At 65.5% G+C, this 24,731-nt stretch carries 25 protein-coding genes and 2 pseudogenes; 18 read left to right on the top strand and 9 right to left on the bottom strand.

Translation table 11 applies throughout. The features are described 5' to 3' along the window. The 5 genes from B0T44_RS22315 to B0T44_RS22295 all read left to right on the top strand — a co-directional run. Positions 1 to 1,404, top strand: a 1,404-nt coding sequence (locus B0T44_RS22315) for a sensor histidine kinase (RefSeq protein WP_139795338.1), incomplete at its 5' end; no start/stop codon positions are given. Positions 1,405 to 1,670: 266 nt separating this feature from the next. Further along, positions 1,671 to 2,288 carry a TetR/AcrR family transcriptional regulator gene (locus B0T44_RS22310; protein ID WP_077114821.1) on the top strand — a complete coding sequence of 206 codons (618 nt, stop codon included), beginning with the start codon at positions 1,671 to 1,673 and terminating at the stop codon, positions 2,286 to 2,288. 42 nt (positions 2,289 to 2,330) lie between these two features. After that, the gene (locus tag B0T44_RS22305) at positions 2,331 to 2,837 is read left to right on the top strand and encodes a nitroreductase family deazaflavin-dependent oxidoreductase (protein ID WP_077114820.1); all 507 of its coding nucleotides are present in this window, start codon (positions 2,331 to 2,333) and stop codon (positions 2,835 to 2,837) included. A 324-nt stretch (positions 2,838 to 3,161) separates the two neighbouring features. Further along, complete coding sequence (locus B0T44_RS22300; RefSeq protein ID WP_139347646.1) at positions 3,162 to 4,136, top strand: LLM class flavin-dependent oxidoreductase; 975 nt, start codon at positions 3,162 to 3,164, stop codon at positions 4,134 to 4,136. A 107-nt stretch (positions 4,137 to 4,243) separates the two neighbouring features. Beyond that, the gene (locus B0T44_RS22295; protein ID WP_077114818.1) at positions 4,244 to 4,975 is read left to right on the top strand and encodes an oxygen-binding di-iron domain-containing protein; all 732 of its coding nucleotides are present in this window, start codon (positions 4,244 to 4,246) and stop codon (positions 4,973 to 4,975) included. 141 nt (positions 4,976 to 5,116) lie between these two features. Here the strand turns inward: B0T44_RS22295 and B0T44_RS28270 are convergent, their stop codons facing one another. From B0T44_RS28270 to B0T44_RS22285, 3 genes and pseudogenes are all read right to left on the bottom strand, one after another. After that, entirely contained in the window at positions 5,117 to 5,602 is a 486-nt protein-coding gene (locus tag B0T44_RS28270; protein WP_245839191.1) for a hypothetical protein, read from the bottom strand. A 97-nt stretch (positions 5,603 to 5,699) separates the two neighbouring features. After that, a pseudogene (locus tag B0T44_RS28265) lies at positions 5,700 to 5,792 on the bottom strand (FAD-dependent oxidoreductase); the annotation flags it as partial. 107 nt (positions 5,793 to 5,899) lie between these two features. After that, positions 5,900 to 6,436: a PadR family transcriptional regulator gene (locus B0T44_RS22285; RefSeq protein WP_077114816.1), complete on the bottom strand. Its 537-nt coding sequence runs from the start codon at positions 6,434 to 6,436 to the stop codon at positions 5,900 to 5,902. A 46-nt stretch (positions 6,437 to 6,482) separates the two neighbouring features. Here B0T44_RS22285 and B0T44_RS22280 point away from each other — a divergent pair, with 46 nt between their 5' ends. Continuing rightward, entirely contained in the window at positions 6,483 to 7,055 is a 573-nt protein-coding gene (locus B0T44_RS22280) for a peptide deformylase (protein ID WP_077114815.1), read from the top strand. Positions 7,056 to 7,197: 142 nt separating this feature from the next. Here the strand turns inward: B0T44_RS22280 and B0T44_RS22275 are convergent, their stop codons facing one another. After that, positions 7,198 to 7,893 carry a helix-turn-helix transcriptional regulator gene (locus tag B0T44_RS22275; RefSeq protein ID WP_077114814.1) on the bottom strand — a complete coding sequence of 232 codons (696 nt, stop codon included), beginning with the start codon at positions 7,891 to 7,893 and terminating at the stop codon, positions 7,198 to 7,200. 121 nt (positions 7,894 to 8,014) lie between these two features. Here B0T44_RS22275 and B0T44_RS22270 point away from each other — a divergent pair, with 121 nt between their 5' ends. The 3 genes from B0T44_RS22270 (at position 8,015) to B0T44_RS22255 (ending at position 10,987) form a co-directional block, all read left to right on the top strand. Further along, positions 8,015 to 8,527 carry a DUF2231 domain-containing protein gene (locus B0T44_RS22270; RefSeq protein ID WP_077115122.1) on the top strand — a complete coding sequence of 171 codons (513 nt, stop codon included), beginning with the start codon at positions 8,015 to 8,017 and terminating at the stop codon, positions 8,525 to 8,527. Positions 8,528 to 8,564: 37 nt separating this feature from the next. After that, complete coding sequence (locus B0T44_RS22265; RefSeq protein WP_077114813.1) at positions 8,565 to 8,981, top strand: hypothetical protein; 417 nt, start codon at positions 8,565 to 8,567, stop codon at positions 8,979 to 8,981. An 863-nt stretch (positions 8,982 to 9,844) separates the two neighbouring features. Next, positions 9,845 to 10,987 carry an NADH:flavin oxidoreductase gene (locus B0T44_RS22255; protein WP_077115121.1) on the top strand — a complete coding sequence of 381 codons (1,143 nt, stop codon included), beginning with the start codon at positions 9,845 to 9,847 and terminating at the stop codon, positions 10,985 to 10,987. A 63-nt stretch (positions 10,988 to 11,050) separates the two neighbouring features. On the opposite strand, the gene B0T44_RS22250 is transcribed toward B0T44_RS22255, so the two are convergent. After that, complete coding sequence (locus B0T44_RS22250; protein WP_077114811.1) at positions 11,051 to 11,536, bottom strand: nuclear transport factor 2 family protein; 486 nt, start codon at positions 11,534 to 11,536, stop codon at positions 11,051 to 11,053. Between the two features lie 246 nt (positions 11,537 to 11,782). On the opposite strand from B0T44_RS22250, the gene B0T44_RS22245 reads away from it, so the two are divergent. The 4 genes from B0T44_RS22245 (at position 11,783) to B0T44_RS22230 (ending at position 15,661) form a co-directional block, all read left to right on the top strand. Then, the gene (locus B0T44_RS22245) at positions 11,783 to 12,955 is read left to right on the top strand and encodes an acyl-CoA dehydrogenase family protein (protein WP_077114810.1); all 1,173 of its coding nucleotides are present in this window, start codon (positions 11,783 to 11,785) and stop codon (positions 12,953 to 12,955) included. A 28-nt stretch (positions 12,956 to 12,983) separates the two neighbouring features. Further along, positions 12,984 to 13,895 (top strand): biphenyl-2,3-diol 1,2-dioxygenase, encoded by a 912-nt coding sequence (gene bphC, locus B0T44_RS22240; protein ID WP_077114809.1) that lies wholly within the window; start codon positions 12,984 to 12,986, stop codon positions 13,893 to 13,895. Between the two features lie 189 nt (positions 13,896 to 14,084). Then, positions 14,085 to 14,738: an IclR family transcriptional regulator gene (locus B0T44_RS22235; RefSeq protein ID WP_254854129.1), complete on the top strand. Its 654-nt coding sequence runs from the start codon at positions 14,085 to 14,087 to the stop codon at positions 14,736 to 14,738. Between the two features lie 158 nt (positions 14,739 to 14,896). After that, positions 14,897 to 15,661: an IclR family transcriptional regulator gene (locus tag B0T44_RS22230; protein WP_175647919.1), complete on the top strand. Its 765-nt coding sequence runs from the start codon at positions 14,897 to 14,899 to the stop codon at positions 15,659 to 15,661. A gap of 19 nt (positions 15,662 to 15,680) precedes the next feature. Here B0T44_RS22230 and B0T44_RS22225 read toward each other — a convergent pair. Next, positions 15,681 to 16,387, bottom strand: a pseudogene (locus B0T44_RS22225) (SDR family NAD(P)-dependent oxidoreductase). Positions 16,388 to 16,497: 110 nt separating this feature from the next. On the opposite strand from B0T44_RS22225, the gene B0T44_RS22220 reads away from it, so the two are divergent. Then, positions 16,498 to 17,103, top strand: a complete 606-nt coding sequence (locus B0T44_RS22220) for a TetR/AcrR family transcriptional regulator (protein ID WP_077115120.1) — start codon at positions 16,498 to 16,500, stop codon at positions 17,101 to 17,103. Positions 17,104 to 17,123: 20 nt separating this feature from the next. Here B0T44_RS22220 and B0T44_RS22215 read toward each other — a convergent pair whose 3' ends face one another. After that, a complete protein-coding gene (locus B0T44_RS22215) occupies positions 17,124 to 18,260 on the bottom strand; it encodes a 3-ketosteroid-9-alpha-monooxygenase, oxygenase component (RefSeq protein WP_077114806.1) in 1,137 nt (378 codons plus the stop codon). A gap of 863 nt (positions 18,261 to 19,123) precedes the next feature. Between B0T44_RS22215 and B0T44_RS22205 the strand changes: the two genes are divergently transcribed. From B0T44_RS22205 to B0T44_RS22190, 3 genes are all read left to right on the top strand, one after another. Beyond that, positions 19,124 to 19,999, top strand: a complete 876-nt coding sequence (locus B0T44_RS22205; protein ID WP_077114805.1) for an alpha/beta fold hydrolase — start codon at positions 19,124 to 19,126, stop codon at positions 19,997 to 19,999. A 523-nt stretch (positions 20,000 to 20,522) separates the two neighbouring features. Beyond that, positions 20,523 to 21,608: an NAD(P)H-dependent amine dehydrogenase family protein gene (locus B0T44_RS22195; protein ID WP_077114804.1), complete on the top strand. Its 1,086-nt coding sequence runs from the start codon at positions 20,523 to 20,525 to the stop codon at positions 21,606 to 21,608. Beyond that, the gene (locus B0T44_RS22190; RefSeq protein WP_077114803.1) at positions 21,598 to 22,107 is read left to right on the top strand and encodes a carboxymuconolactone decarboxylase family protein; all 510 of its coding nucleotides are present in this window, start codon (positions 21,598 to 21,600) and stop codon (positions 22,105 to 22,107) included. The genes B0T44_RS22195 and B0T44_RS22190 overlap by 11 nt, the downstream gene beginning before the upstream one ends. 295 nt (positions 22,108 to 22,402) lie before the next feature. On the opposite strand, the gene B0T44_RS22185 is transcribed toward B0T44_RS22190, so the two are convergent. After that, positions 22,403 to 23,260, bottom strand: coding sequence for an NAD(P)H-binding protein (locus B0T44_RS22185; RefSeq protein ID WP_077114802.1), 858 nt, complete (start codon positions 23,258 to 23,260; stop codon positions 22,403 to 22,405). Beyond that, positions 23,257 to 23,721 (bottom strand): nuclear transport factor 2 family protein, encoded by a 465-nt coding sequence (locus tag B0T44_RS22180; RefSeq protein WP_077114801.1) that lies wholly within the window; start codon positions 23,719 to 23,721, stop codon positions 23,257 to 23,259. The genes B0T44_RS22185 and B0T44_RS22180 overlap by 4 nt, the downstream gene beginning before the upstream one ends. A gap of 103 nt (positions 23,722 to 23,824) precedes the next feature. Between B0T44_RS22180 and B0T44_RS22175 the strand changes: the two genes are divergently transcribed. Further along, a complete protein-coding gene (locus B0T44_RS22175; protein ID WP_077114800.1) occupies positions 23,825 to 24,676 on the top strand; it encodes a helix-turn-helix transcriptional regulator in 852 nt (283 codons plus the stop codon). The last annotated feature ends 55 nt before the right edge of the window (positions 24,677 to 24,731 follow it).

Below are 24,731 nucleotides of genomic sequence, written 5' to 3'. Positions count from 1 at the left end.
CAGGTCCTCGCCGCCGCCGACGACCTGCGCGGCCAGGGCCCGATGGCGGGCTTCGGGCCGTACTCGTCTGCGGAGGCCGGTGGTCGCGGCGACGACGCCGATGACACAGATGATGACGACGCCGACGCCGACGCCGACGCCGACGCCGACGCCGACGCCGACGACGCCGACGACGCGGATGACGACGACGCCGACTCCGATGACACGGACTCCCACGACGCCGACCACGATGACGGCGATGCCGGCAACAATGCGGTAGACCCCGAAGGCGCTGCGGCCGTGCACGGTACGGGCATCGGCGCGGACACTTCTGCTGGTCCGGCAAGCGCCAGCTCGGCGCGCACCGTTGTCTCCGAGATCGCACCATCCACCACCGAAGCGGTTTTCGGCACTGTGCGTCTGGCCGTGGGCGATACCACCCCCGACAATTTCCGCGTCGCCGCGCTGGCGGGCTCGGCCTCCGACGGGCAACCGGTCACGATCTACGCGGGTGCGTCCCTGGAGACCGCCGACAGTGCGGTAGCCGATGTGCGCCGGGCCATGCTGATCGGGCTGCCGCTGCTGCTCGTCGTGGTTGCCGCGGTGACCTGGCTGGTCACCCGCCGGGCACTGCGCCCCGTCGAGGCCATTCGGACCGAGCTCGCCGAGATCATGCACGGTGACCTGTCGCGTCGCGTCCCCGAACCGGCCTCGCGCGACGAGATCGCCAGACTCGCCGCCACCACCAACGACACCCTCGCGGCTTTGGAGGAATCCTCGGAGCGGCAGCGCCGGTTCATCGCCGACGCCGCCCACGAACTGCGCAGCCCCATTGCCAGCCTGCGCACCCAACTCGAAGTGGCGCAGGCGCATCCGGGGCTGCTCGAGCTGGACGGGCTGCTCGGCGACACCGTCCGGCTGGAACATCTGGCGGCCGACCTGCTGCTCCTGGCCCGGCTCGACGCGGGCGAACAGCCCAGGGCGGACCGAGTGAACCTGGCGGCATTGATCTGTGATGAGCTGACCCACCGGGTGGGCGACCGTATCCCGGTCGACACCGTGCTGCCTGGCGAGGAGGTCGTAATCACCGGAAGCCGCACCCAGATCGCCCGGGTCCTGGGCAATCTCGTCGACAACGCACAACGGCACGCCGCGACGGCAGTGCGGGTGGCGCTCGAACGCGATGCCGATACCGCGGTTGTCGAAGTCGTAGACGACGGGCCCGGCGTACCGGAAGCTGATCGGCAGCGGATCTTCCAGCGCTTCGTCCGTCTCGACGACGCCCGCAGCCGTGATGAGGGCGGCGCGGGCCTTGGCCTCGCCATTGCCCGTGACGTGGTCGAACGCCATGGCGGCGCTATCCGGGTCGAAGCCGGCGCCCAGGGTGGCGCCCGCTTCGTCGTCGAACTACCGATAACGAGATAACCCTCCGCCGGTCGTCTCGAAGCGGGTGCCATCGATGCGAGAAGCCCCGGCACCCGGCGGGCACGTGCAGGCGATGCTGGACCGACTGCCGGATCCACCTTGGGTTCCCGCCACACCTGATTCGACGGCGAGGACATCCGAGCGCCCGATCGGCATAACAGCGCTGCGGCCGTCGCAGGGCCCGAAATTCGTCTCCGAGGCCAGTATCGCCGATGTCCGCAGCATGGCAGGTTGCCAAAAGTGAACAATTGTTTATTATAGTAAACATGCGTTCACCATCTGATGACAGGACAGCTCGGGCGCGGATCCGGGATGCCGCCCTCGGTCTGTTCGCCGAGCAGGGCGTCGACGCAGTGACCGTCCGTGATATCGCGGCCGAAGCGGGGGTCTCGCCGGCATTGGTGATACGGCACTACGGGACCAAAGAGAAGCTGCGTGAAGTGGTCGACGAGCATGTGGCCGCCGTTTTCGAATCCGTACTGGAACAGGTCTGTCCACCGGATGGTTCGCAGGACCCCGCACCGACCACGGCGACCATGGCGGAGGCTGTCACGGCGCGCCTACCGCCGGACTCGCCGATTCCTGCCTATCTGGGCCGGATGCTGCTGGGCGGCGGTACGGCGGGGACGGCCTTGTTCTCCAAGTTGTATTCGGCCAGTCGCGAAGCGCTGGCCGAAATGAGTCGCGCCGGAACAGCATCTGTGGGCACCGACCCGTCGGTTCGGGCGGCGTTTCTCTTGGTGAACGACCTCGCCGTGATGATCCTGCGCCCCCATATCGCCGCGGCGACGGGAACCGACCCGCTGTCGCAGGCAGGTATGCGGCGGTGGGGCGACGAAGTGCTGACGATCTACCGAAGCGGATTGGGCGGCACCACCGAGTAACCGACACGCCGACGATCACCCACCTATCGAGGAGGTTCAGCCATGACCGGCTCCTACACCCTTCCCCCGGCCGTCGCCGACAGGCTTGTCCGTCTGGCGACCCGGGCCCTGCACAACCGCCATCTCATGCGGGCGCCGATCTGGCTCTACCGTGCCCGTTTGGGATTCCTTCTCGGCTCCCGCCTGCTGATGCTCGAACACAGAGGCCGCAAGACCGGCCTCCGGCGCTATGTGATCCTCGAAGTCATCGACCACCCCGAACCGGACAGGTACGTCGTCGTTTCCGGCTTCGGTACCAAAGCCCAATGGTTCCGCAACATCCAGGCCGACCCACGCACGCACGTGTGGACCGGCCGCCGTCACCGCACCCCCGCCACCGCGCGAGTACTCCTTCAGGAGCAGGCAGCAGCATCGTTGCAGCGCTACACCCGCCAACACCCCCGCGCATGGGAGACGATGAAACCCGCCGTCGAGAACACCCTCGGGGCCCCCATCGACGAACGCGCTCCCGAACTGCCGATGGTCGAACTCCACCTCACCCAACCCTGAGTACGCCTCGGCGTCACACGCCGAGCCGGCACCGGACAGGGCCGCCCGCCAGCCACGGTGCGGCGAGAACTGGTTCGCGACGCTCACCATCCCGCCGTCGAGATCAACGGGCGGCCTGAACGAAGGACGGTGGTCAGCGCATTCCCGACTGCGTGTCGTGACAGAGAGTGCTCGACCGCCGCTATCCGTCTGATCGTCGAACCGCCCCTCGGTCTGCCGATGCCCGGGACGCGGCAACACACGACACGTACCATCGCCCTTGCCATGTCCAGTCCCAGATATGGACCTATGGAAGACAGTCGGCGCGAGCGACGTTGCATCAGCGTGCAGTTATCTCTACTCGATCGGTCGCGGACACGGGCAGGTGAGCCGGAGGCGGCGGCGTTGACGCATACGGTCGAACGTGCGGTGAGGGCAGAGGGGCTGGGGTACCAGCGGTTCTGGGTGGCCGAGCACCATGCAGTGCCGGGGATCGCTTCCGGGTCGCCACCGGTGCTACTGGGAGCGATCGGGGCGCGGACCTCCTCGGTCCGGATCGGATCCGGGGGCGTGATGTTGCCGCATCATCAGCCGTTGGTCGTCGCCGAGCAGTTCCTGATGCTGGAGGCGCTGTACCCGGGGCGTGTCGACCTCGGGCTCGGGCGTTCGCTCGCCTTCACCGCGCCGGTGCGTCAAGCGTTGCGCCAGGACAGCGACGCGCCGGAGCGGTTCGAGGCGGATATCGCGGAGTTGCGCGATTACCTGGATCGGACCGCACCGGTTACCGCCCGCCCTGTCACCGAGACCACCATCCCGCTGTTCGTCCTGGCTACGGGGCAAGCACTCGCCGTCGCCGCCCGGCTCGGGCTGCCCGTTGTGCTCGGCGGCCCCGTCCTGGACAGCCCGCAGCTGGACGAGGTGCTCGCGAACTACCGGCGAAACTTCCGGCCCGGTCTGCGCGGGGAACGGGCCTCGGTGACGATCGCGTCGGACATCATCGTCGCCGACACCGACGAGCAGGCCCGCGACCTCGCCTTACCCGAGGCGTGGGCGATGGCGCGCTCCCGCAGTACCGGTGAGTTCCCGCCCCTGGAACCGATCGTCGAGATCAAGGCGCAGCAGTGGACCGGGCAGGTCAGGCGCCGAGTCGAAGACAGCGTGCGGCGCGCGGTGGCGGGCTCACCGGCGACGGTACGGCGTCATCTCGAACAGCTGGCCGAACGGACCGGTGCCGACGAACTTCTCGCGAGCACATCGACATATGACCGCGATGCACTCGCCGCGTCCGACGCCGCCTTGGTGCGAATACTGCACGGCTGAACGGCAACCACCCGCAGATCAGCGGTAGTAGACTGGGCATTCGTTGCTCGGACGTGTGTTCTGTCGAACGAAGAGTGGGGGGATCGGCACTAGCAGGGGATCTTCTTATGGAAACCCGAACAGACGAGATCGCTGACGGTATCTACCGGTTTTCCACCTTCGTCCCTGATGTGGGGCCCACCGGGTTCACGTTCAACCAGTTCTTCATCGATGCCGAGGAGCCGTTGCTGTTCCACGCCGGGATGCGGGTTCTGTTCCCCGAGGTGTCCGCGGCGATCGCGCGCATCAGGCCGGTCGAGCAGTTGCGGTGGATCACCTTCGGCCATGTGGAGGCCGACGAATGCGGGGCGATGAACCTGTTCCTGACAGCGGCCCCGCACGCGCAAGTGGCGCACGGTGCCCTGGGCTGCATGGTGTCGCTCGACGATATGGCCGACCGGACGCCACGGCGGCTGACCGACGGCGAGGTGATCGACCTCGGCGACCGTCGGGTTCAGCACCTGGACACCCCGCACGCACCGCACAACTGGGAGGCGCGGGTGCTCTATGAGCAGGCCACCGGGGTGCTGTTCTGCGGCGACCTGATGACACAGCTCGGCGACGGCCCGGCCCTGACCGATGCCGATCTCGTCGAACCGGCGGCGATCGCCGAGGACGTGTTCCACGCGACGTCGCTGGGCCCGGCCGTGCCCGCGACGCTGCACCGGCTCGCGGATCTGCAGCCGACCACGCTGGCCATCATGCACGGTTCCAGCTTCGCCGGAGACGGTGCGGCGGCTCTGCGTGATCTTGCGACGATCTACCAGGAGCGGATCGAGGTTTCTCGGCACAGTGGGTAGGGGAGTTCGCGGTGAGTGATTGCAACAGCATCACCGCCGATCTGCTTCCCGAGGTCCTTCCGGCCGCTCGGCTCCGACGACATCACTGCCTCGGTTTCGATGCATCGGCCGAGCTTGTTCGGTGTTTCGCCAGCAGTATCGTCAGGTACCGATGAGATGCAAGCAGAACGACACCGGCGGCTGTTCGTGCCTGATGCTGGTGGTCTCCTTGTATTTGCGTCGCGCGGTGTCGCAGACCCTGTAGTCGTTGCTTTCGACACGGGTGTTCACCTGGTACGCCCCTGATGTAGAGCACGGCACCTTCCGCAACCGGTGCAGATGCGCATACTTGTTATCCGGGTCGTTGAAGCAGTCGCCGACCTGAGCGTTCAGGTGGGTACAGACGTAGCGCGTCTTGCTCGACTTACGCGAGTTCCCCCGGGTGGACCAGCTGAACGAGTGGTCGGGGCACTGCGTGGTCGAGGCTTCGCGCACGACGATCAGCGCAGCCTCGGGGTCGGTGCAGCTGCGGTGCTGCAGGTCCCACGAACGGTTCGCTTGACCCCGCGTGAAATAGCCGCAGTCGCCGAGCTTCATGGATTCCACTTTCGTCTCGCCGCACCCGGATAAAGCCAGGGCGACGACCACGAGTGCGGCGACGGCAAGAGCGCTGTGCCGCCGGGTTGTGCGGCGGGGCCTTGTGTTTCGGGGACGATGCGCCATACGTCCACCCTTGCACATGGCCTCTATGATTCCCGCCCGGCCGTTCGGCGGATTCGAGCACGACGATGCCGATACCCCGCCGGTGCAGCTCGCGGGCTGCGATGAGCCCAGACATGCCTGCGCAGAGCACGGCCACCGTGACGGCTTGCGGTAGGCCCTGACCATCAGGCTCGATCGCGGCTGGAATCTGTCGCCGACGGACCGCTCGACAGTCCGGCTCGGTCAGCGCAGTTTGTCGATGTTGGCCAGCACCTTTTCGTGCCAGGTGATTTCGGCTTGGATGCGCATCCGGGCGTGATCGACGATCAGGTCGTCGGCAGCGCTCTGATCCGGCCATCGCCGATCGAGTTGATGCTCGATCCGGGAGCTGCGCGCCCGAAGCGCGGCGATGCGGTCTTCCAGATAGCCGCGCAGCAACTCCGGATCGAGGTCGTCACCGACGGCCAAGGCGAGATCGACCGGATCCGGCCGGATGTCGACCTCGGTGAACGCTTCGTCGCGCAATGCCCGCAGTTCGCGCAACCCCTCTTCGGTGATCTGATAAACCGTTCGCGCTGGCAGGGCGCCCTCTTGTTCGGTCCGCAACGGACGGACCAAGCCTTCGCTTTCCATGCGATGCAAGGCGCCGTACAGCGAACCCGGTTTGACCCGCGACCACAGGTCGGCGCGGTCCAAGCGCGCGTCCCGGCGCAGTTGATGACCATGCATCGGGCCTCGCCGGGCCAGAGCCGCCAGCACGAACAACCGTGTCTCGTTCACCCACCTAGTCTGCCACGACTACTCATATTTGAGTACCCTCGCCTTCATGACTGTTCGACCTATCCTCATTGCCGGTGACCCGAGGCTGACCACTCCTGCGGTTCCGGTCACCGATTTCACCGACGAACTCGTGTCCTTCGTCAGCGATCTGTTCGATACCAATACTGCTGCCAACGGAGCCGGCTTGGCGGCGAACCAGGTCGGTGACCCTCGCGCGGTGTTCGTCTACGACCTCATCGCCTCCGGCGTGCGCCGCCGCGGCCATGTCATCAATCCCGTCCTGGAAACCTCCGAGGTCCCGGAAACGATGCCCGACCCGGACGATGACCTCGAAGGGTGCTTGTCGGTGCCGGGGGAGTGGTTCCCCACCGGGCGCGCGCACTGGGCAAAAGTCACCGGCGTGGACATGGCAGGAGATCCCGTCACCGTCGAAGCCACCGGCTACCTCGCCCGCTGTCTGCAACACGAGACCGACCACCTTGCCGGACGTCTCTACCTGCAGCGGCTCATCGGTAGGAACCAGCGGGCCGCACGGAAAATGATCAAGGACCGGCAATGGAACCAGCCCGGCAACAGTTGGTTGCCGGGCTCGAACACGCGTCCTTCCGCCCAGGTATGACCTGGGCCTTCGTGCACCAGTAGCTCCCAGTTCGACAATCCGGACCCGCGCAGCAACGTGGCGGAGCCGATGAGCCGGTCGCTGCGCCCGCCGGTGTCACCGAACCGGCGGGTCTGCATTGTCGATTCGGCTCGCGCGCGGTTCAGTCTGTGGCCGTGTGGAGTTCGACGCAGCATTCCCCGGCCCTGGGTGCCTGCGTCGCCTGGACGGTATCGGCTCCGAGTCCGGTGAGCACGCCGGTGAGGTATGCACGGTTGAGTACGCACACGAGATCCGGTGCTTCGGCGGCAAGGGGATGAAACGGGCAGTTGCGCAACCGAATGCAGTTGGGGGCGGTGCGACCGGGTTCGAATCCCTGGTCGGTGAGCACCGATTCGAGCAAGGTGAGAGCGCCGTCGGGGCCTAGCTCTCCGGGGTGAACCCGATCCCGGACGTCGTGGCCGAGCTGTGCCCCGCGTTCGGCGGCGACTCGCTGCGCCGCCTCGCGGGCGGTTTCATCGGCGCCCTCGGCGAGTACGGCGCCCATCAGGATCTGGGCCAGCACTTCATGCCTGCGCTCGGGGATGCTCACCCGTACTTCGGTGTCGGTGGGTTCGTAGACCTTCGGTGCACGCCCGACTCGCCGGATTCCGCCGACCTGCTCATAACGCGCCCGCAGCAGTCCAGCGGTGACGAGCTTGTCGAGGTGGAACGCGGCCAGCTTTCGCGAGATCCCCACCTGCTCGGCGGCCTCGTCCCGGGTGACCGGACGGCCGGCGCGGCGGATGAACCGGTACATGCCGCGGCGCAGTTCGTCGTCGAGCACGGCTACGGCACCGAACACCTTTTCGCTGGTCACTCGACCACGATAACGCCGTTCGTACGGGCGGGAACCCTCCCGGTTACCGGGTGCGACTTGACTCACACCCGGTATTTCGCCAATACTTATTGGTGAAAATAGGCCCAGTTGGGAGGTGGATGTGAGCAGCGGTACGCAGCAAGCCAAACATCCGGTCAGCGCCGTATTGGCCGGACCGTACGGGCATCCGTTCCATCCGATCCTGGTCACGGTGCCGATCGGGGCATGGGTTGCCAGCCTGGTATTCGATATCGGCTCCCATCTCGTGGATGACCCGGAATTCCTCGCCCGCGGTGCCGTATGGCTCATCGCCGTCGGCGTGCTCGGCGCGCTCGCCGCAGCCACGATCGGATTCCTGGATCTGTTCGCCATCCCGACAGGGACTGCCGCATTTCGCACCGGTCTGGTGCACATGGGGCTGAACCTGGCCGTCACCACCGCCTTCGCTATCGGTTTCTGGTGGCGGAACTCCGGCGGCGGACCCCATGGCGCTGTCCCGGCCGGACCGTTGGTCTTGTCGGTCGTCAGCCTGATTGCCCTCGCCGTATCCGGCTACCTCGGGGGCAAGCTCGCCTACCGCTACGGGGTCCGCGTGGCCGACGAAACCACGCAGGCCACTGGCTTTCAGCAGTGAATCCCTACCATCACAACGACACATATCAGGAGACAGCATGGGTATCGCGGCACTGATCCTCTGGGTGCTCACCGCTGGGGGTGGTTTCGTTATGCTCGGAACCTGGATCGCCAAAGGCGGTGCCCGGCAACCGAGTTCAAGCCACCTGCCCGCTCCGGTCCTGTTCGGGCACTTCCTGCTTGCTGCGGTCGGGCTGATCATCTGGATCGTTTACCTGGTCGTCGGCAACGACGCGCTCGCCTGGGTCGCGTTCGTTCTCTTGGTCCCGGTGGCGCTGCTCGGATTCGCGATGCTGCGACGCTGGCTGCCCGTATACCGGGCACACACCACGACCGAAACGCCCGAGCCGGCCGAACGGCACTTCCCGGTCGCGGTGGTCGGTGGCCACGGGGTGCTCGCCGTCGCCACCGTCGTGCTGGTGTTGCTGACCGCCCTCGGTGTCGGCGGGAGCTGACTCGGGATCACCGAGCCGGGCCGGGTAGTCGTGGCCGATGGGCGAGCTTGCCACCGCGCGATCGGGCCGATCGACAGCCGAGGCCATCGCTTCTCCAGCCGTCGACTGCCGGTCGACGCCCACCCGGAACTCACCCTGACAGGCGTGCTCGTACACGAACCGGCCAAGGCCGGACAGGACGCGGGCACACTCGCGGGACTGGACCGAGCACTCGGTGTTGTAGCCACCACCGATATCGATTGCTTGAATCAACTAACACGGCACCTCGTAGAGCGTCTGAGAAATTGAGTATCCCGGCCGAGGGCACAGGTAGACCGCCTAATCGAGGTCCGGTGGCGGTGATGTAGCCCCTTACGACGCCGTCCACATGGCTTCCGCCTACTGTGCGAGGACACGGTGAGCCTGACCGTCGCGTTGCGTAGCGGGTATGTACTCCTGTGCCCCGGCTGGTCCGAGGCGAGCGGCTGCCACCGAGGTGGCTGCCCGAGGGTGGGTGCAGACCGGGCCGCCGCGTCACAGTAGGGCTTCCGTTGAGCGAGACGGCGCTCCTGCCTGCCGGCGGCGGCTTCCACTGAGTGAGAACGGGCTGTGAACCACCACTGAGCAGCCATACGCTCGCAGATCAACGCAGTCGAACTCTCGACCACGCAATGGAATCGGAGGTGGGCCCGAGTGTCCGTCGAATCAATGCCACAGGCTGAGATGCGGAGCGCATCGGGCCAGTTCACAAGCGGGGTGACCGTGGTGATGTGGAGGGGGGACTGTCCTCTGCACCCGGTTCGGGTCGCGCAACGGACGCAAGTTCGTCGAACTCGAGCGGGAAACTTCGAAGCGGGCGACTCCGTCGCTGTCCGGTGATCATGATGACCGATCACCACGCTGCACTGTTCCAGTCGTTGACTGTCCGTTCCCTGAATCTGCCGAACCGGATCGTCATGTCCGCGATGACTCGATCGGCTTCTCCGGCGGGAGTTCCCGGGTCTGACGTCGCTCGCTACTACCGGCGCCGTGCCGCCGGGGGTACCGGCCTGATCATCACCGAGGGCGTCGCCATCGAACATCCGACCGCCGTCGACAACTCGCGCGTGCCCCGAATGTACGGCGACGGCGCTCTGGCCGGGTGGCGGACCGTGGTCGACGACGTGCACGCGGCCGGCGGAAGGATCATTCCCCAGCTCTGGCATGTCGGGCCGCTCTGGGGTGCGATGAGCGAGGTCGACCCAGCCATAATGCCAATGCGGCCCTCCGGGAGGTGGGGCACCGTCGGCGCCACCTCATATTCCGACGAGTACGTCGCGCGTGCTGCACAGCTCACCCGCCCGATGACCGACAGCGACATCGCCGATGTCCTCTCGGCTTATGTGCGCGCAGCGGTCACTGCGGCCGAATTGGGTTTCGACGGCATCGCTCTGCACGGGGGTCATGGCTACCTGCTGGATTCGTTCCTGTGGCACGACACCAACACACGTGACGACCAGTGGGGCGGCGATCTCGTGGCGCGCAGCCGTTTCCCTGTTGAGGTGGTCAAGGCCATCCGCAGCGCCGTCGGCGGCGACCTGCCCATCTTCTTCCGCTTTTCACAGCACAAGCAGCAGGACTACACCGCCCGTATCGCCGAGACCCCAAACGAACTGCAGGTGATCCTCGGTTCGCTCGCCGATGCCGGTGTGGACGTCTTCGACGCCAGTTCCCGGCGCTTCGATCTGCCGGCGTTCGAAGGCAGCGACCTGTCGCTGGCCGGATGGGCCAAGAAGCTCACAGGCGTTCACACGATGGCGGTGGGAAGCGTCGGACTCGGAAAGTCGCTGCGCGACAGTCACGTCGAGGGAGCCGCAGAGGTTGTCGACAATATCTACGAGGTCGAGCGCCGACTCGAGTCCGGCGAGTTCGACCTGATCGCGATCGGACGCCTTCACCTCGCCGACCCAGCTTTGACAGAAACATTGCGTACTGGAGCACCGCTGACACCGTTCAATCGTGCTGTCCACGAAGGAAACTTGTACTGACCCGCAGGGTGATGCCGAGGAACCCACTCAGCGGCAACGGCTCGATGGCGCCGACCGGCAAGATCAGCGGCCGGCGCGGCCGAGCAGCTCGCGCGCAGCTGCGCTTCCGTCGAGCAGCCGGGCAGTGCGGCGCTTGATAAGCCACGTGCTGTCGACGCGTGCGAGTTCGAAGCGGTTGGCGGTGACGCGCCACACCCGGAACGAATCCGCATCGGGGTTGCGACGCAGTAACAACGAATGACATGTTGCCACAGCGGTATCACCGTCGACACGGATATGGATGGGATCCAGCAGGTGCCCGCAGCCCTCATCGATGTAGTCCTGATGAGGCGCGGTGCGCACCATTTCGGTGATCGCGTCGCGTCCTTCCATCACACGAATGTCGAGGTCGTACACGGCGTCCTCGGACCACAACCGACCGACGGCGTCGGCGTCGCCGGCGTCGACGGCGGGACCGTAGGCGGTCAGCACCTCGTGGATAGCAGCCTTGTCCTCGAGGGCCTGCACCCGGTCGAGCAGAGAAGCCACCAGATCTGCGGTGTCGGTCATGTCGATCCTTCCTCGAGGTTCGGGGCACTCGCGCGGGCGGTGCCATCGCCTCTGTTCTACCGGTATCGGTCAGCCAGAACTCTGAGTGTTCCGTTCAACGGAAACCTGGGTGTGCGATCACATCGGCGCTGGGAATGTTGGCCACATCACACCCGCACAGTGCGCGCGGGGCCGATCAGTTTCGCCAAGGAACACCACACCGTTCCCGGCCTCTCAACGAGGCCGAATTCCAGGAAGAGTCACTCCATGGGCCACGTATTGGACAGGATCATGCAGCATGCGGACCAGATCCGCGCCGGAGCTGCCGAAGGTGAATCGCTCATGCGGCTTTCCGACACGACCGCGAAGCATCTGCGTGATTCCGGCGTGATCCGCATGCTCCAGCCGAAGGAGTACGGCGGCTTGGAGGCGCATCCCCGCGAGGCCGCCGAAACCACCATGGCCCTCGCTGCTCTCGACGGTGCGGCGGGATGGGTCGCCGGCATCGTGGGCGTTCATCCGTGGGAACTCGCATTCTTCGATGCCAAGGCACAAGAGGAGATCTGGGGCGAGGACAACGATATGTGGATGGCGTCACCGTATGCACCGATGGGGGTTGCGGTCCCGGTCGAGGGCGGCTACATCCTCAACGGACGCTGGTCGTTCTCGTCCGGTACCGATCACTGCGGCTGGATCATGATCGGTGCTGCTGTCGGCGGCAAGGACGGCAACCGGACCGGCGAGGTGCTGCATGTGGTGCTGCCGCGTTCGGACTACGAGATCGACCACGACAGCTGGAACGTCATCGGCCTGCGTGGCACCGGTTCGAAGGACCTGATCGTCAAGGACGCGTTTATCCCGGAGTACCGCACGATCGATGCCGACATAGTGCTCAGCGGCAACGGCTGGCGCCACGCGGGCCGCGATGAGACTCTGTACCGCTTTCCGTTCTCGTGCATCTTCCCGCTGGGTATCACCTCATCGCTGATCGGGATGGCCGAGGGCGCGCTGGCCTGCTATATCGCAGCACAGAAAGAGCGTGTCCAGGTCACGGGCGTTCCCATCAAAGAAGATCCCTATGTCCTGTTCGCCGTCAGTGAGGCGGCAGCAGAGATTTCCGCTGCCCGCGTATCGCTCCTCGAAACGGTCGACCGGTTCTGGGACAAGACCGACCGCGGCGAGGATGTCGGGTTCGAGGAACGCGCAATCGGTCGGCGCACCCAGATATCGGCGGCGTGGCGCGCAGTGCGTGCGATGGACGAGGTTTTTGCTCGGGCCGGCGGCGCGGCGGCTCACCTGAAGACGCCGATGCAGCGGTTCTGGCGCGATGCCCATGTCGGCCTGATGCACGCCATCCATGTGCCCGGCACGACCTACCATGCGGCAGCTCTCGCCCAGCTCGGCGGTGACCCGCAGGGTCCGTACCGGGCGATGATCTGACGCTCCTTCGCTTTCGAGGACAAGGACAATGACAGAACTACGAGGTCTCGGCTACCTCAGAATCCAGACCCAGGACGTCGCGCGCTGGCGTGAGCTGCTCATCGATGGCCTCGGAATGGCCGTAGGCTCCGGTCCCGAGCCGGATGCGCTGTATGCTCGCGTCGACGAACGCCGCGCCCGCATCGCGGTCCTTCCCGGCGATTCCGACAAGGCTCTGGCTGTCGGTTGGGAAGTACGTGACGAGTTCGCGCTTCAGCGGGTGCGTGAGGCAGTGGAGAAGTCCGGCCGAGCCGTCGAGGTGCTGTCGAGGAAAGAAAGCTCGTATCTGGACGCGGAACAGGCCATTGCGTTCGACGACCCCGCAGGCACCCGCCTCGAGGTGTTCTTCGGCCCGGTGCTCGACCACAGCCCACTGGTGACTCCGTTCGCCGGGCGGTGGGTGACCGGTGCGCATGGCCTCGGTCATGTGGTGCTGCCGACCGCGAAGTTCGCCGAATCGTACAAGTTCTACACCGAGGTGCTGGGGTTCCTGCCGCGCGGCTCGATCCGGCTCGACGAAGAGGGACTGAGCCGGGTGCGGTTCCTCGGCATCAACCAGCGCCATCACAGCCTCGCGCTGTGTCCGGCCCCGCCGACAGAGGAGCCCGGGCTGGTGCACTTGATGACCGAGGTCGACACCCTCGACGCGGTCGGTCAGGCGCTGGATCGGGTCAACCGGCAGAAGTTCTCGATCTCCTCCACGCTGGGCCGGCACACGAACGACAAGATGATCTCGTTCTATGTCCGCGCTCCCGGCGGATGGGATCTCGAGTTCGGTACCGAAGGCATGCTTGTCGACGGGCGGTACTACACGTCCGAGGAGATCACCGCAGACGCGTACTGGGGCCATGACCAGTCGGGATCCGAACCGTTGAAAGCATTCATCCCTCCGGCCGACTGACCCGCACTCGCCCGCAGGCCTGGCGCGCACCCCACCGAGAAGCACCGTGACAGCTGTCACGGTGCTTCTCGGTATCGCGTCACAGGACCGGCGAGCCCCTTCGCGGTAGGCATCGCTGACGCTGCGGTACGATCCCAGTCATTGATTGTCTGATCAATCAATAGGTCTTCACCTTGCTTCGGAGTGCTTGTGCCTGTGACAGACGACCGATCCCAGACCGTCATGGGGCGGGTGCTTAAGCTGCTCGAACCGTTTCGCGAATCCGATGGCCTGACGCTCACCGAATTGGCCGAGCGCACCGGCTTCCCCCGGTCGTCGGCCCACCGGCTGCTGTTGCAGCTCGTGGGGGTCGGCTGGTTGCGCCGAAATGGCACCATGTATCACTTCGGCCCGAAGATGATGGAGCTCGGGTCCCTGGCGCGGAGCCACGACCGGATCTACCGGGCTGCTGTCACGACTATGTATCAGTTGCACAAAAGCACCGGAATGGCCGTACATCTGGCAGTTCTCGAGGACGACGACCTGCTCTACCTCGAAAAGATCGGTGGTCGGTGGGCGGCGGCAACACTGAACACTCACGCCGGGCAGCGCCGTCCCGCGCAGGGAACCGCCGAGGGTGTCGCGCTTCTGGCCTACCGCAACAGACGGGCGTCGATTGTTCGGGAACGCGTTGTCGGATACAGCGCGGGTGAGCAGGTGCGCTGTGTCGCCCTCGCCTTCGATGCCGGTTGCGGCGAGATCGCCGTGCTCTCGCTGACCGGATTGGTGGGGCAAACGCCAGAAGGCGCTGGCCATGACCTGGTCTCGGCGGTCGATCTGGTGGTGTCGAAACTCTCCGCCTGAGGCGGCCGATCGAGCGATCCCGGTCCTGGAACTCTGGGTGTGGAGACGCAAACCACGGAACCGGTTTGACCTACGTCACAGTCCTGCTATCGTCTTGGATTGATTGATCGCTCGATCAATAGGATGTCACGCGCTTCCAGGCCGCAGCCTGCTCACCGATGGAGGTTTACGTGAGAAACGGCGACGACTTTTCCCCGGCTGTCATCGACCGTGTCGCAGGTCTGCTCGACGAGTTCTGTGACGGCAGCGAACTCACTCTGTCTCAGCTGTCCTGTCGCACCGGGCTGCCGCGGTCATCCGCCCATCGGCTGCTCTCCCAGCTCGTCGAGTTCGGGTGGGTCAGCAGACGCGGCCGGGTCTACTCGCTGAGCCGCGCGGTGTTCGAGTGGGGCGCTCTCGCCCAGTGGCACGACAACCTGTATCGGGCCGCTCACCCCGTCTTGCACGAACTCCACGCGACGACCGGATTGATGGTCCACCTGGCAGTACTCGACGGCAACGACGTGCGCTACCTCGACGGGGTCGGCTGCGACCCGGATATCCTTCCCTCCCGCATCGGCGGACGACAACCGGCGTTGCGCACCGCACTGGGCAAAGCGATCATCGCGCACTCCGGAATGGGTCCGGTCCGCACCCGCTCAACCGTGGCGCCCCTGCCCTCGGCGCGAGCCGATGCGCGACTTCGCCGCGAGATCGCCCACATTCGCCAGCAGCACATTGCACACGAACGCGAAGAAGCTGTGTCAGGCGTCGCTTGTGTGGCTGCCGCGATCGGCAACAGCCGGACCTGTGTGGGGGCCATATCGGTGGCCGGCCCCCTCGGCAACGTGGACATCGTGACCCTGGCGATGCCGGTCCGGTCCGCGGCACGCGTGATCTGGCAGGACTTGAGCGGGAACGGCTCCGCGCTACAAGCGGGATGATCGGTACGGGCGGCGCGGGTCAGCGAACGAGCGCCTGCCCGCCATCGGCCGCCAGCGTATGACCGGTGATGTAGCGGGCGGCATCGCTGCACAGGAAGACCACCGCGGGGCCGATATCGGTCTCGGGATCCCCCAACCTCCCCAGCGGTACCGTTCGCAGATACTCTGCGGCAGCCTCGGGCTCATGTTGCGTCCACTGCTCCATGGCCTGAGAATTGGACAGCGGCAGAATTGCATCGACCCGGATTTCGTCGGCTGCCCATTCACATGTCGCGGTGCGCGTCAACACCCGCACCGCCTCCTTGGCTGCCGCGTAGGCGCCGGTGCCGGACGGATTCCACCGGATGCCGGCCGCAGAACCCAGATCGACGTTTCTTCGTCGATCTCTAAAAGCCTTCCCGGCGCCGGGGTCTGGGCGTTGTTCACCAGTAGCGTTATCCCACCGAACTCGTCGGCGACTGCGGGTGTCAGCGCGTCGATCGCACTGCCGTCGGTTACATCGCAGACAAATGACACTGCCTTACCGCCGCGGGTGACGATCTCATCCGCCACGGCGCCGATCGTCTTTGCTGTGCGACCGACCGCGGCCACCTGCGCGCCGGCTGCCGACAACGCGAGAGCGATACCTCGTCCGATACCCTGTCCCGCCCCGGTGACAAGGGTGGTATGGCCGGCTAATACGGCCACTGGAATCAGACGATCGAGGGGGGAAGGGGGAACAGCCATGCATTCTCCTGGGAAACGTGAACAGCGGGGCTCATTGAACGTTTGATCAACAGGTGTGACACAATCGGCGCCATGGGCAAGCCACACCCGAATCCGACAGGGGTATGACCGTGGATCCGCAGGAACGCAAAAAGCTGATTCTCGACCGCTCGGCCGAGATATTCGCCCGCAAAGGGGTTTCCGCGACCACAATCCGTGAGATCGCTGATGCGGTGGGAGTGTATTCGGGCGCGCTTTACCATTACTTCCCGTCCAAGGAAGCGATCGTCACCGAACTCATCCGCGAGTACATCGAGGATCTGTCGGCACGATGCAAGGACGTGCTGGCGCGGGAATTGCCGCCGGTCGAACGTCTCGAGGCGCTTGTCGAGATCGCGCTGGCGACCAGCGAGCAGTACCACGGCGCCACGTCGATCTGGCGCCGTGAAGGCGAGTACATGCGTGAACGCCTGGTGGAGGCCGATATGACAGCAACCGCCGATATGATGCAGATTGCCTGGCGTGATGCCATCACCGAGGGGGTAGCCGCAGGCGACCTCCGCGCCGATCTCGATCCCGAGATCTTTCGGGAACTTCTCTACGATGCGGTCTGGCACGCTTCACGCTGGTTTCGACCGGACCCGGAGCGCACCCTGCCCGACCTTGCCCGGACAGTGATCTCGGTATTCGTCGACGGGATGCGGCCCCGCGACACCTGCCCCGCCCCACCCCGATAGGGGCAGGGCAGGCGGTGACCTCACTGCCCGGCAGTCGAGAGGTTCTCCGAAACTTCCCGGTGCCATGCTTCGAGTGCGCGGCTGGTGTCGACTTCGAACTCGAAGCGTTGCGTCATCTCCGGGGTGACATCCTCGAGGTCGACGTAGAACTGGCTGTACCAACGGCGGAGCTGGTACACGGGGCCGTCCTCTTCGGTGAGCAGCGGGTTCTCGATACGTGTCTTGTGCTTCCAGATCTCGATGTCCTGCTTGAACTGCTCTTCGAGCCCGTCGGTGAACAGCGTTGCCATCTCCGCGGTCTGCTCGTCGGTCATCCCGTCGATCTTCTTGACGATCGTGCCGAACTGGAGGATGAACGAGTTCGAGGTGACCGGGTAGTGGCAGTTGATGAGCTTGGACTCGACAGTGGTGCCGTCGGAGACGGTGTAGATCGTGTCGAGCATGAAAGACGGTCCGTAGTAGAACGCATCCGAGATGGTCTGCGCTTCAGGAAGGTCCATCTGCACGCCGGTCTTGATGTCGTCACGTCCGTACGAGCGCATATGCTGTGCGGCAACGTGGCCGTCGAAGACGTTCTTGAAGTATTCCGGCATCTGGTAATGCACGTAGAAGAAGTGGGCCATGTCGACGACGTTGTCGACGATCTCGCGGCAGTGCGATCCCTCGACATGAATCGTTGTCCACGTCCAATCGCTCCACTGTCCGTCTTCGTAACCCTCGATCTCCGGGATCGCCAGTTCCGCGGGCGGTTCGGATCCCTGGGGGCAGTTCCACACCAGCAGAAGGCCGTTGCGTTCCATCGTGGTCCAGGCCTTCGTCCGGGCAACCTTGGGGGCGCGACGTGCGTAAGGAACCGACTCGCACCGGCCCTTGCCGTTCCAGCGCCAGTCGTGGAACGGGCATGCGATCGTGTCGCCCTTGATTTCGCCTCGGGCGAGGTTGCCGCCCATGTGCCGACAGAAAGCATCGAGCACATTGAGCTTGCCGGTGGAATCGGCAAACACGACAAGCTCGGTGCCGAAAATCTTGACCTGGTGCGGCTTACCGTCACGGAAGTTTTTCGCCAAACCGATGCAATGCCAACCACGCGCGAAACGTGTCGGATTGCTTCCTGCTTCGATATTGCGGATCTCGATCCGCTCTTGCTCGACAGTCATGAGCTTCTCCAATGGGGGCGTAGATGAACCGAACGGGCTGAACGTGAACTGTGGTCACCCGAAAGAAGGGAAGGCTTCTTCTGCGGCCAGGGGGATGACAGTCGGCTCGGATCGCGTGGTCATGCTGATCTCGCCCTGTGCCGCCGCCGCGTCGACCGTGCGATCGAGCGCTTCACAGCGCAGCAGATAGCCACCGCACGCGGCCATTTCCCGGCATGTCCGGGAGGCCTCAGTGCTCCATTGGATGCTCGTGTGAGCAGGGCTGTACTTCGCGACGGATACGCGAGCGTCACAGGCGTGACAGGCGAGCGACTGCAATTTCCGGATCCCTTCCTCGGATAGCCAGAGACTAGGAATCACGGTGTGATAGGGGCCATATGAATTCAGCCCAGTGGAACACCTGCTTCCTACACAGGTCTTCGCCGGCAGTTCGGCGCACCGGGACATACGGTATTCGCTCAGCCCGATAGTCGAGAAAGCCTCTCCGCGTCTTGGGGACACACGGTCGTCGCAATACTCTCGATAGTGAGAGGTTGCGGCGACCAGCTGTTGCGGCGGCTCTAGAATTGCTCGGTCGCGAAGCCGACGAGAAGCACGAAGAAGCCGCCGATCTCGCCGATTACAACTACCATCGACCACACACTGCCGCCGGAAACGAGCCACCCGCCAGTCGACTCCACGCCGGCGTTACCAACGCCATGGCCTCATACAGTTAGCCACCTGATCTGGAACACAATCAGTGGGGCAGGCCAAGGTTGTCACCTACTCGTGCGGCAATCCCCGGATGAGTGGCGAAGTCCAGTTGGTTGGTGCCGCTTCCCTGTATTGGTAGTGGGTGGTATAGGTGCGTTGGGTGGGTCGGTATGGTGGTTGAAGTGGCAGAACTGAAATCAGTAGCGGTCAACGGCATCGATATGGCGTATACCGTCTTCGTCGGCGCCGGTCGGCCGGTTGTCGCCCTTCACGGCAGTTTCGGGCGAGGCGCTGTTTTCACTCGCCTCGCCCGAGATCTCGCCTCCGGCGCGCATGTGATCGCACCCGATCAACGCGGTCATGGCTACAGCAGCCATACCGACAGCTACACCAACGATGACTTCGTCGCCGATGTCGCTGGTCTTGTCCGGCATTTGGATCTCGGGCCGGTCGTGGTGTTGGGCCATTCGCGGGGCGGCATCACCGCCTACCAGCTGGCCGCGCGGCACCCGGAACTTGTGGCGGCGCTGATCATCGAGGACGTGGGGCCGTTGATGCGCGCGCCGGAGATCGAGCACCCGGTGTTGGACGTGCGAGGCTGGCCCGATACGGCAGCTACCAAAGATGAGTTGGCCGACGCGCTTCGAGCGCGGGGCATTCCCGAACCCGGCTATTTCATGCGGAGTGCTGTACCAACAGCGGATGGCCAGTGGAGGCTGCTGTTCGACTGGAACGAGATGATGACTGTTCAGGCCAGTGGCGTGGGTGACTGGTGGACCGATTGGCTGGGTTCGGCCTGCCCCGCCCTGGTGTTGCGCGGTGAGCACAGTACGTTGCTACCCGAGCCATTGGCCTGTGAGATGGTCGCCCGGCGGCCCGCTAGCCGATTGGTGCAGTTCCCGGGTGCAGGGCACTGGATCCACGATGACGACCCAGACGGCATGGCCCGAGTGGTAGCCGGTTTTCTCAGCGAACTCGGCGACGCGCCAGGGAACGGACCGAGCAGCGTCCGACCGGACGCGCAACAAGGCGTGGAGATACACTGACATGCCTTCTTGGCAGCGGTGATCTGGAACGGATACTCGTCGAGGCGGTCGGCGCTCCATGTGGCGGCGCCCGCCGAGGCGCCGATCGCCACAGACCGCGGTGCCCATCCCAGGGACTGCACGGACGGCTTCGAGAGCTTCTTCCAGGTCGTTGTCCCGACGACATCGCTGCCGACGTCCGGGCAGTCTGGGACGATGCTGTTGCGGCCCGGTTCCACACGAACTCCCGGCATCCGCTTCACCTGACATTCTCGGCATCTTTCCGAACTCGATTCTCAGGATGCAGACGGCCTTCCGGAGATGGCATCGAATCCAGGGATGCCTAGTTCGGGTTTTAACCTCCGAGCTGGTGTTTGTGGATTTTCCGCGGGTCGCTGCCCGGCGGTTCGGGAAGGTGTCTGGTCGCTGGCGGTCTTGGTGTGGGCGTCGTAGCGGGGTGCTGGCTGCTGATTGGGTTGGCCGGTTGGTCGGCTCGGCAACCGGAAACGACCATATGCAACCAAGCGCTTGCTAGGATACGGTGATGATATCGACGGTCGTCTGGGGGACCGGCAACGTGGGCCGCGCCGCGATTCGTGCGGTCGACGCCCACCCGGAACTCACCCTGACAGGCGTGCTCGTACACGAACCGGCCAAGGCCGGACAGGACGCGGGCACACTCGCGGGACTGGACCGAGCACTCGGTGTCGCAGCCACCACCGATATCGATGCCGTACTGAACTCCCGGCCGGGCGCGGTGGTGTACGCCGCGTCCGGCGACACCCGGCCCGACGCCGCCCTCGCCGATATCGTCCGCGCCATCAGCGGCGGAGCCGTCGTGGTGACCCCCGCGCTGTATGCCCTCTACGACCAGCGCGGGGCGCCGCCGGAAATCCGGGAACCGGTGCTGGCAGCAATCGACGCGGGCGGTGGGTCACTATTCGTGTCGGGCATCGACCCAGGTTGGGGTAACGATGTCCTGCCCTTGCTGATCAGCGGCCTCGGCAGTGTCGTGGAAGCCGTACGCTGCCAAGAGATCTTCGACTACTCGACCTACGACCAGCCGGATTCGGTACGGTACCTGGTGGGAATGGGGCAGCCCATGGACGCGCTGCCGCCGATGGTGGCGCCGGGCATACCGACCATGGTGTGGGGCGGACAGGTCCGGCTGATGGCCAGGGCGCTCGGCGCCGAACTCGACGAAGTCCGGGAGACGGTGCATCGGCAACCTTTGCACACCACTGTCGACACCGCATCCATGGGGAGATTCGAGGCAGGAACCCAAGGCGCGATGCGGTTCGAGGTACAGGGGATCGTGGCGGGGCAGCCGCGGATCGTCGTCGAACACATCACCCGTATCCACCCCTCGTGTGCCCCGGAGTGGCCCACCGCACCCAACGGTGTCGGCGCCCACCGGGTGATCATCGAAGGCCGTCCGCGCATCGAGGTCACCGTCGAGGCCACCGACGAGGGCGGTAACTACGCGGCAGGCGGTAACGCCACCGCGGTCGGACGACTCGTCGGCGCGATCAGCTGGCTCGCCGACGCCGCCCCCGGCCTCTACGACGCGCTCGACGTCCCGCTGCGCCCTGCGGCCGGAAGGCTGGGAAGGAACGGTTATGAGAGTTGACATCCCCGAGGGTAAGGACCCCATCGGATACGTCTGGGGCGAAATGGTGCCCGGGATCGGTGTCGCCGCATCGAATTTCTCGATGGCGGTATACGCCCACACCACGCTCGGGCTGCGTGAATTCGAAGCGGCGCGGCTACGGATAGCCCAGATCAACGGCTGCGTCTTCTGTCTCGACTGGCGTACCGAACGCGACGGGACGAAAGTCGAAGCGGGTTTCCTCGACGCGGTGAACGCATGGCGCACCACCGACGCGCTGGACGAGCGCGCCCGCCTGGCCGCCGAATACGCCGAACGCTATGCCCTCGACCACCACAATCTCGATGAAGACTTCTGGTCGCGGATGACCGCACACTACAGCCAGACCGAAATCGTGGAGCTCAGTATGTGTCTCGGCTCCTGGCTCGCGTTCGGCCGCCTGAACCACGTGCTCGGACTGGACGCAATGTGTGTACTTCCCGGGCACGGGACCGCCGATCACACTCGGCCGGGCGCCTGAGAACACACACGGTCTTACCGTCGGGCCGGTAAGACCGTGTGCTGGAAGCTGCGCTCGGACTACCCGTTTCGGCACTTCCGCCCGGCCGACAGCAGCAGGGCCGGGCCGGCCGGTGGAGGCGATCTCATCACACAGTTCGTCCTGCTGCACCGCATCCCTTCGCATGCGCCAGCGAGGGCGCGCCGCCCGGTGGTGTCGGCAGTGTGACGGTGATCGGGGTGGTCACGAAAACCTGGACGCGGCCAAGAAGTGCTCTTGTCCACGACCTCGCCCCACCGGAAGGAGGCGCATCCCCTTACGAGCCGGCCGCTATCGCAAACCTGTCGCGATGAGCCACGACGAAGTCGCGCAGTGAGCGCGGTTTCCTGCCGGTGACCTCGGCGACCGTGGTCGTGACCCGTTCTTCGGCTCCCTCCGCGATACGGCGTTCGACCTGCGCCAGCACGGTCGCCATATCCTCGGGCACTCCTCCTGCGGCGATGCGGCGGGCGAGTTCGGGCACTGTCAATCGGAGATGCCGGATCGGGCGGGGCGGTGCCAGCAGTTCGGTGAGCACCTGAGCGACGTTGTCGTAGGACAGCACCTCCGGTCCGGTGATGACGTACTCGCGGTTCGGTGGAGCATCGTCGAGTAAGGCGCGCACCCCCACGGCGGCGATATCGGCCGCGTCAACCAGCCCGATCCCGCGCCCGTCGGTCGCGCTCGGCAGCTCTCCCCGGGTACGCAGGGAGGTAGCCATGTGGTGCGTGGGGACGACGAGGTTCTGCATGAACCACGACGGTCGCAGTACCGCCCATTCCGGCATGTCGGTCACCAGCCGTCGCGCACGATCGAGCCCGGGAGCTTCGCGCGGGATCACATCGGAGCTGAGGAAGACCACCCGCCGCACGTTCGCCGTGCGAGCCGCGTTCAGGAAACGCTCGATCTGGCCCGACGGGTCCCAGACACCGACCGGAGCGACCAGATACACCCGATCGACCCCGGTGAGCGCGGGTAGATAGGTCTCGGGATCGTGCCAATCGAACCGGATGTGGTCGTCGCCGGAGGGGGTCCGCGTCGCAGTGCGCACCGAGGCGCCCTCGGCGCGCAGACCGGCGGTCACGGATCGGCCGGTGTTGCCGGTCGCGCCGGTGACGAGGAACCGCGGGGTCATGCCGCGCCCTCCATCCGTCCCAGCTCGGTGAGCAGCTCGGGCAGCGTCCCGGTGGCGACGGCGCCGGCCACCGGACTCCAATAGTCTCGCCAGGCCACGATTTTGCCGTGGCGTGCCCGGATCACCGCGATATAGGACAGTTCGTAAGCGGCGCCGGTGCGGACCGTCGTCCCGCGTGCGGTGAACTCGACGATGATCAGTTCCGGGTCGGTGGTCTCGTGGACCGCGACTGCCGGGAACTCATGGATGGCCAGCCGCTGCGGATAGTCGATCAGGTAGTCGTGCAGTTCTGCCCGTCCGTACACGCGTTCGGGCGCGCCCGCGGTGGCGAACGGGAACTCCAACTCTGCCTCGGCGGCGAACAACTCGAGGAAACTCGGCATATCTGCGGCGAGCAGCAGGTCCAGTCCTCGTTCGAACAGTTCCCGCGGGGTTCGCCGGTCGGTATCGGTAGTGGTCACAGTTCCAGGTTTGCTCCTGCGCGCCGCCGTGCGGAACGGCCGGCTCAGCCCCGGACAGCCAGTCCCTTGCTGAGCAGTCCCGGTATGGAGCACAGTCGATGGGGTGGACAAGCACGCACTTGCCGACTTCTTGCGCCGACGCCGGGAACGGCTGACCCCCGGCGACGTCGGCCTCACCCCGGAGCCGGGGCGGCGTAGGCGCACACCGGGGCTGCGCCGAGAGGAAGTCGCCTGGCTGGCCGGTATCTCCACCAACTACTACGAGCGGCTCGAACAGGCGCGGGCCCCGCGGCCGTCACCGGAAGTGCTGGCCGCGCTCGCCCGCGTGCTGCGACTCGGTCCGGACGAACAGCGCTACCTGGCTGGGCTCGCCGGGCACGAACTGGGGCAACCCGGTGTCCCGCACGACGACGTACCCGAGGGTGTGCGCCAACTGCTGGAGCGAACCGATATGCCTGCCTACGTTCTGAGCCCACGGTACGACGTGCTCGCCTGGAATATGCTCGCCGCCGAGCTGATCGGCGGTTTCGCCGCCGAACGCAACCTGCTGCGGCTGGCATTCGGAACCAGCACACCCCGCGTTTCCTGCGGTTCCGCCGACGGTGCGATGTACTTCGTCCGGCAGGCCGTCGCCGAATTGCGCGCCGCCGCCGTCCGGTACCCGGATGATCCGGAGATTCCTGAACTGATCGACTGGCTGTCCGCCCGCGATATCGGCTTCCGCAACGGCTGGGCAGCACATGAGGTAGCCCCGGAACCCAGCGTGTGGAAGCGGTTCGAACACCCCGAGGTGGGGGTGATCGAACTGGATGCGCAAACCTTGTCGGTGCCCGGGCGTGACCAGCGGTTCGTCGTCTATTCGGCCGAGCCCGGCTCCCCGGCGGCGAAAGCGCTCCGTGAGCTGCGGCACCTCCACGTCGCCGCGCTGCCGACCAACCCTGATGAAACCCCCTGAGGTAATCGTTCGAACCGAATTGCGGACTCGGGTTCTTTGTGGGGAAAGATGATGC

Origin of the sequence: Nocardia donostiensis (assembly GCF_002081715.1) — a bacterium.
In the GTDB taxonomy this organism is placed as follows: Bacteria; Actinomycetota; Actinomycetes; order Mycobacteriales; family Mycobacteriaceae; genus Nocardia; species Nocardia donostiensis.
The sequence above is the reverse complement of the archived record's forward strand: the minus strand, read 5'-3'. Positions and strand labels throughout refer to the sequence as shown.

Excerpts from the sequence above, each read along its gene's own strand:
- B0T44_RS22215 (WP_077114806.1), bottom strand. The coding sequence starts at position 18,260 with ATGACTGTCGAGCAAGAGCGGATCGAGATCCGCAATATCGAAGCAGGA.
- B0T44_RS22265 (WP_077114813.1), top strand. The coding sequence starts at position 8,565 with ATGGGTATCGCGGCACTGATCCTCTGGGTGCTCACCGCTGGGGGTGGT.
- B0T44_RS22205 (WP_077114805.1), top strand. The coding sequence starts at position 19,124 with ATGGTGGTTGAAGTGGCAGAACTGAAATCAGTAGCGGTCAACGGCATC.
- B0T44_RS22195 (WP_077114804.1), top strand. The coding sequence starts at position 20,523 with ATGATATCGACGGTCGTCTGGGGGACCGGCAACGTGGGCCGCGCCGCG.
- B0T44_RS22295 (WP_077114818.1), top strand. The coding sequence starts at position 4,244 with ATGGAAACCCGAACAGACGAGATCGCTGACGGTATCTACCGGTTTTCC.
- B0T44_RS22230 (WP_175647919.1), top strand. The coding sequence starts at position 14,897 with ATGGAGGTTTACGTGAGAAACGGCGACGACTTTTCCCCGGCTGTCATC.
- B0T44_RS22255 (WP_077115121.1), top strand. The coding sequence starts at position 9,845 with ATGACCGATCACCACGCTGCACTGTTCCAGTCGTTGACTGTCCGTTCC.
- B0T44_RS22280 (WP_077114815.1), top strand. The coding sequence starts at position 6,483 with ATGACTGTTCGACCTATCCTCATTGCCGGTGACCCGAGGCTGACCACT.
- bphC (WP_077114809.1), top strand. The coding sequence starts at position 12,984 with ATGACAGAACTACGAGGTCTCGGCTACCTCAGAATCCAGACCCAGGAC.
- B0T44_RS22305 (WP_077114820.1), top strand. The coding sequence starts at position 2,331 with ATGACCGGCTCCTACACCCTTCCCCCGGCCGTCGCCGACAGGCTTGTC.
- B0T44_RS22250 (WP_077114811.1), bottom strand. The coding sequence starts at position 11,536 with ATGACCGACACCGCAGATCTGGTGGCTTCTCTGCTCGACCGGGTGCAG.
- B0T44_RS22190 (WP_077114803.1), top strand. The coding sequence starts at position 21,598 with ATGAGAGTTGACATCCCCGAGGGTAAGGACCCCATCGGATACGTCTGG.
- B0T44_RS22310 (WP_077114821.1), top strand. The coding sequence starts at position 1,671 with ATGCGTTCACCATCTGATGACAGGACAGCTCGGGCGCGGATCCGGGAT.
- B0T44_RS22185 (WP_077114802.1), bottom strand. The coding sequence starts at position 23,260 with ATGACCCCGCGGTTCCTCGTCACCGGCGCGACCGGCAACACCGGCCGA.
- B0T44_RS22245 (WP_077114810.1), top strand. The coding sequence starts at position 11,783 with ATGGGCCACGTATTGGACAGGATCATGCAGCATGCGGACCAGATCCGC.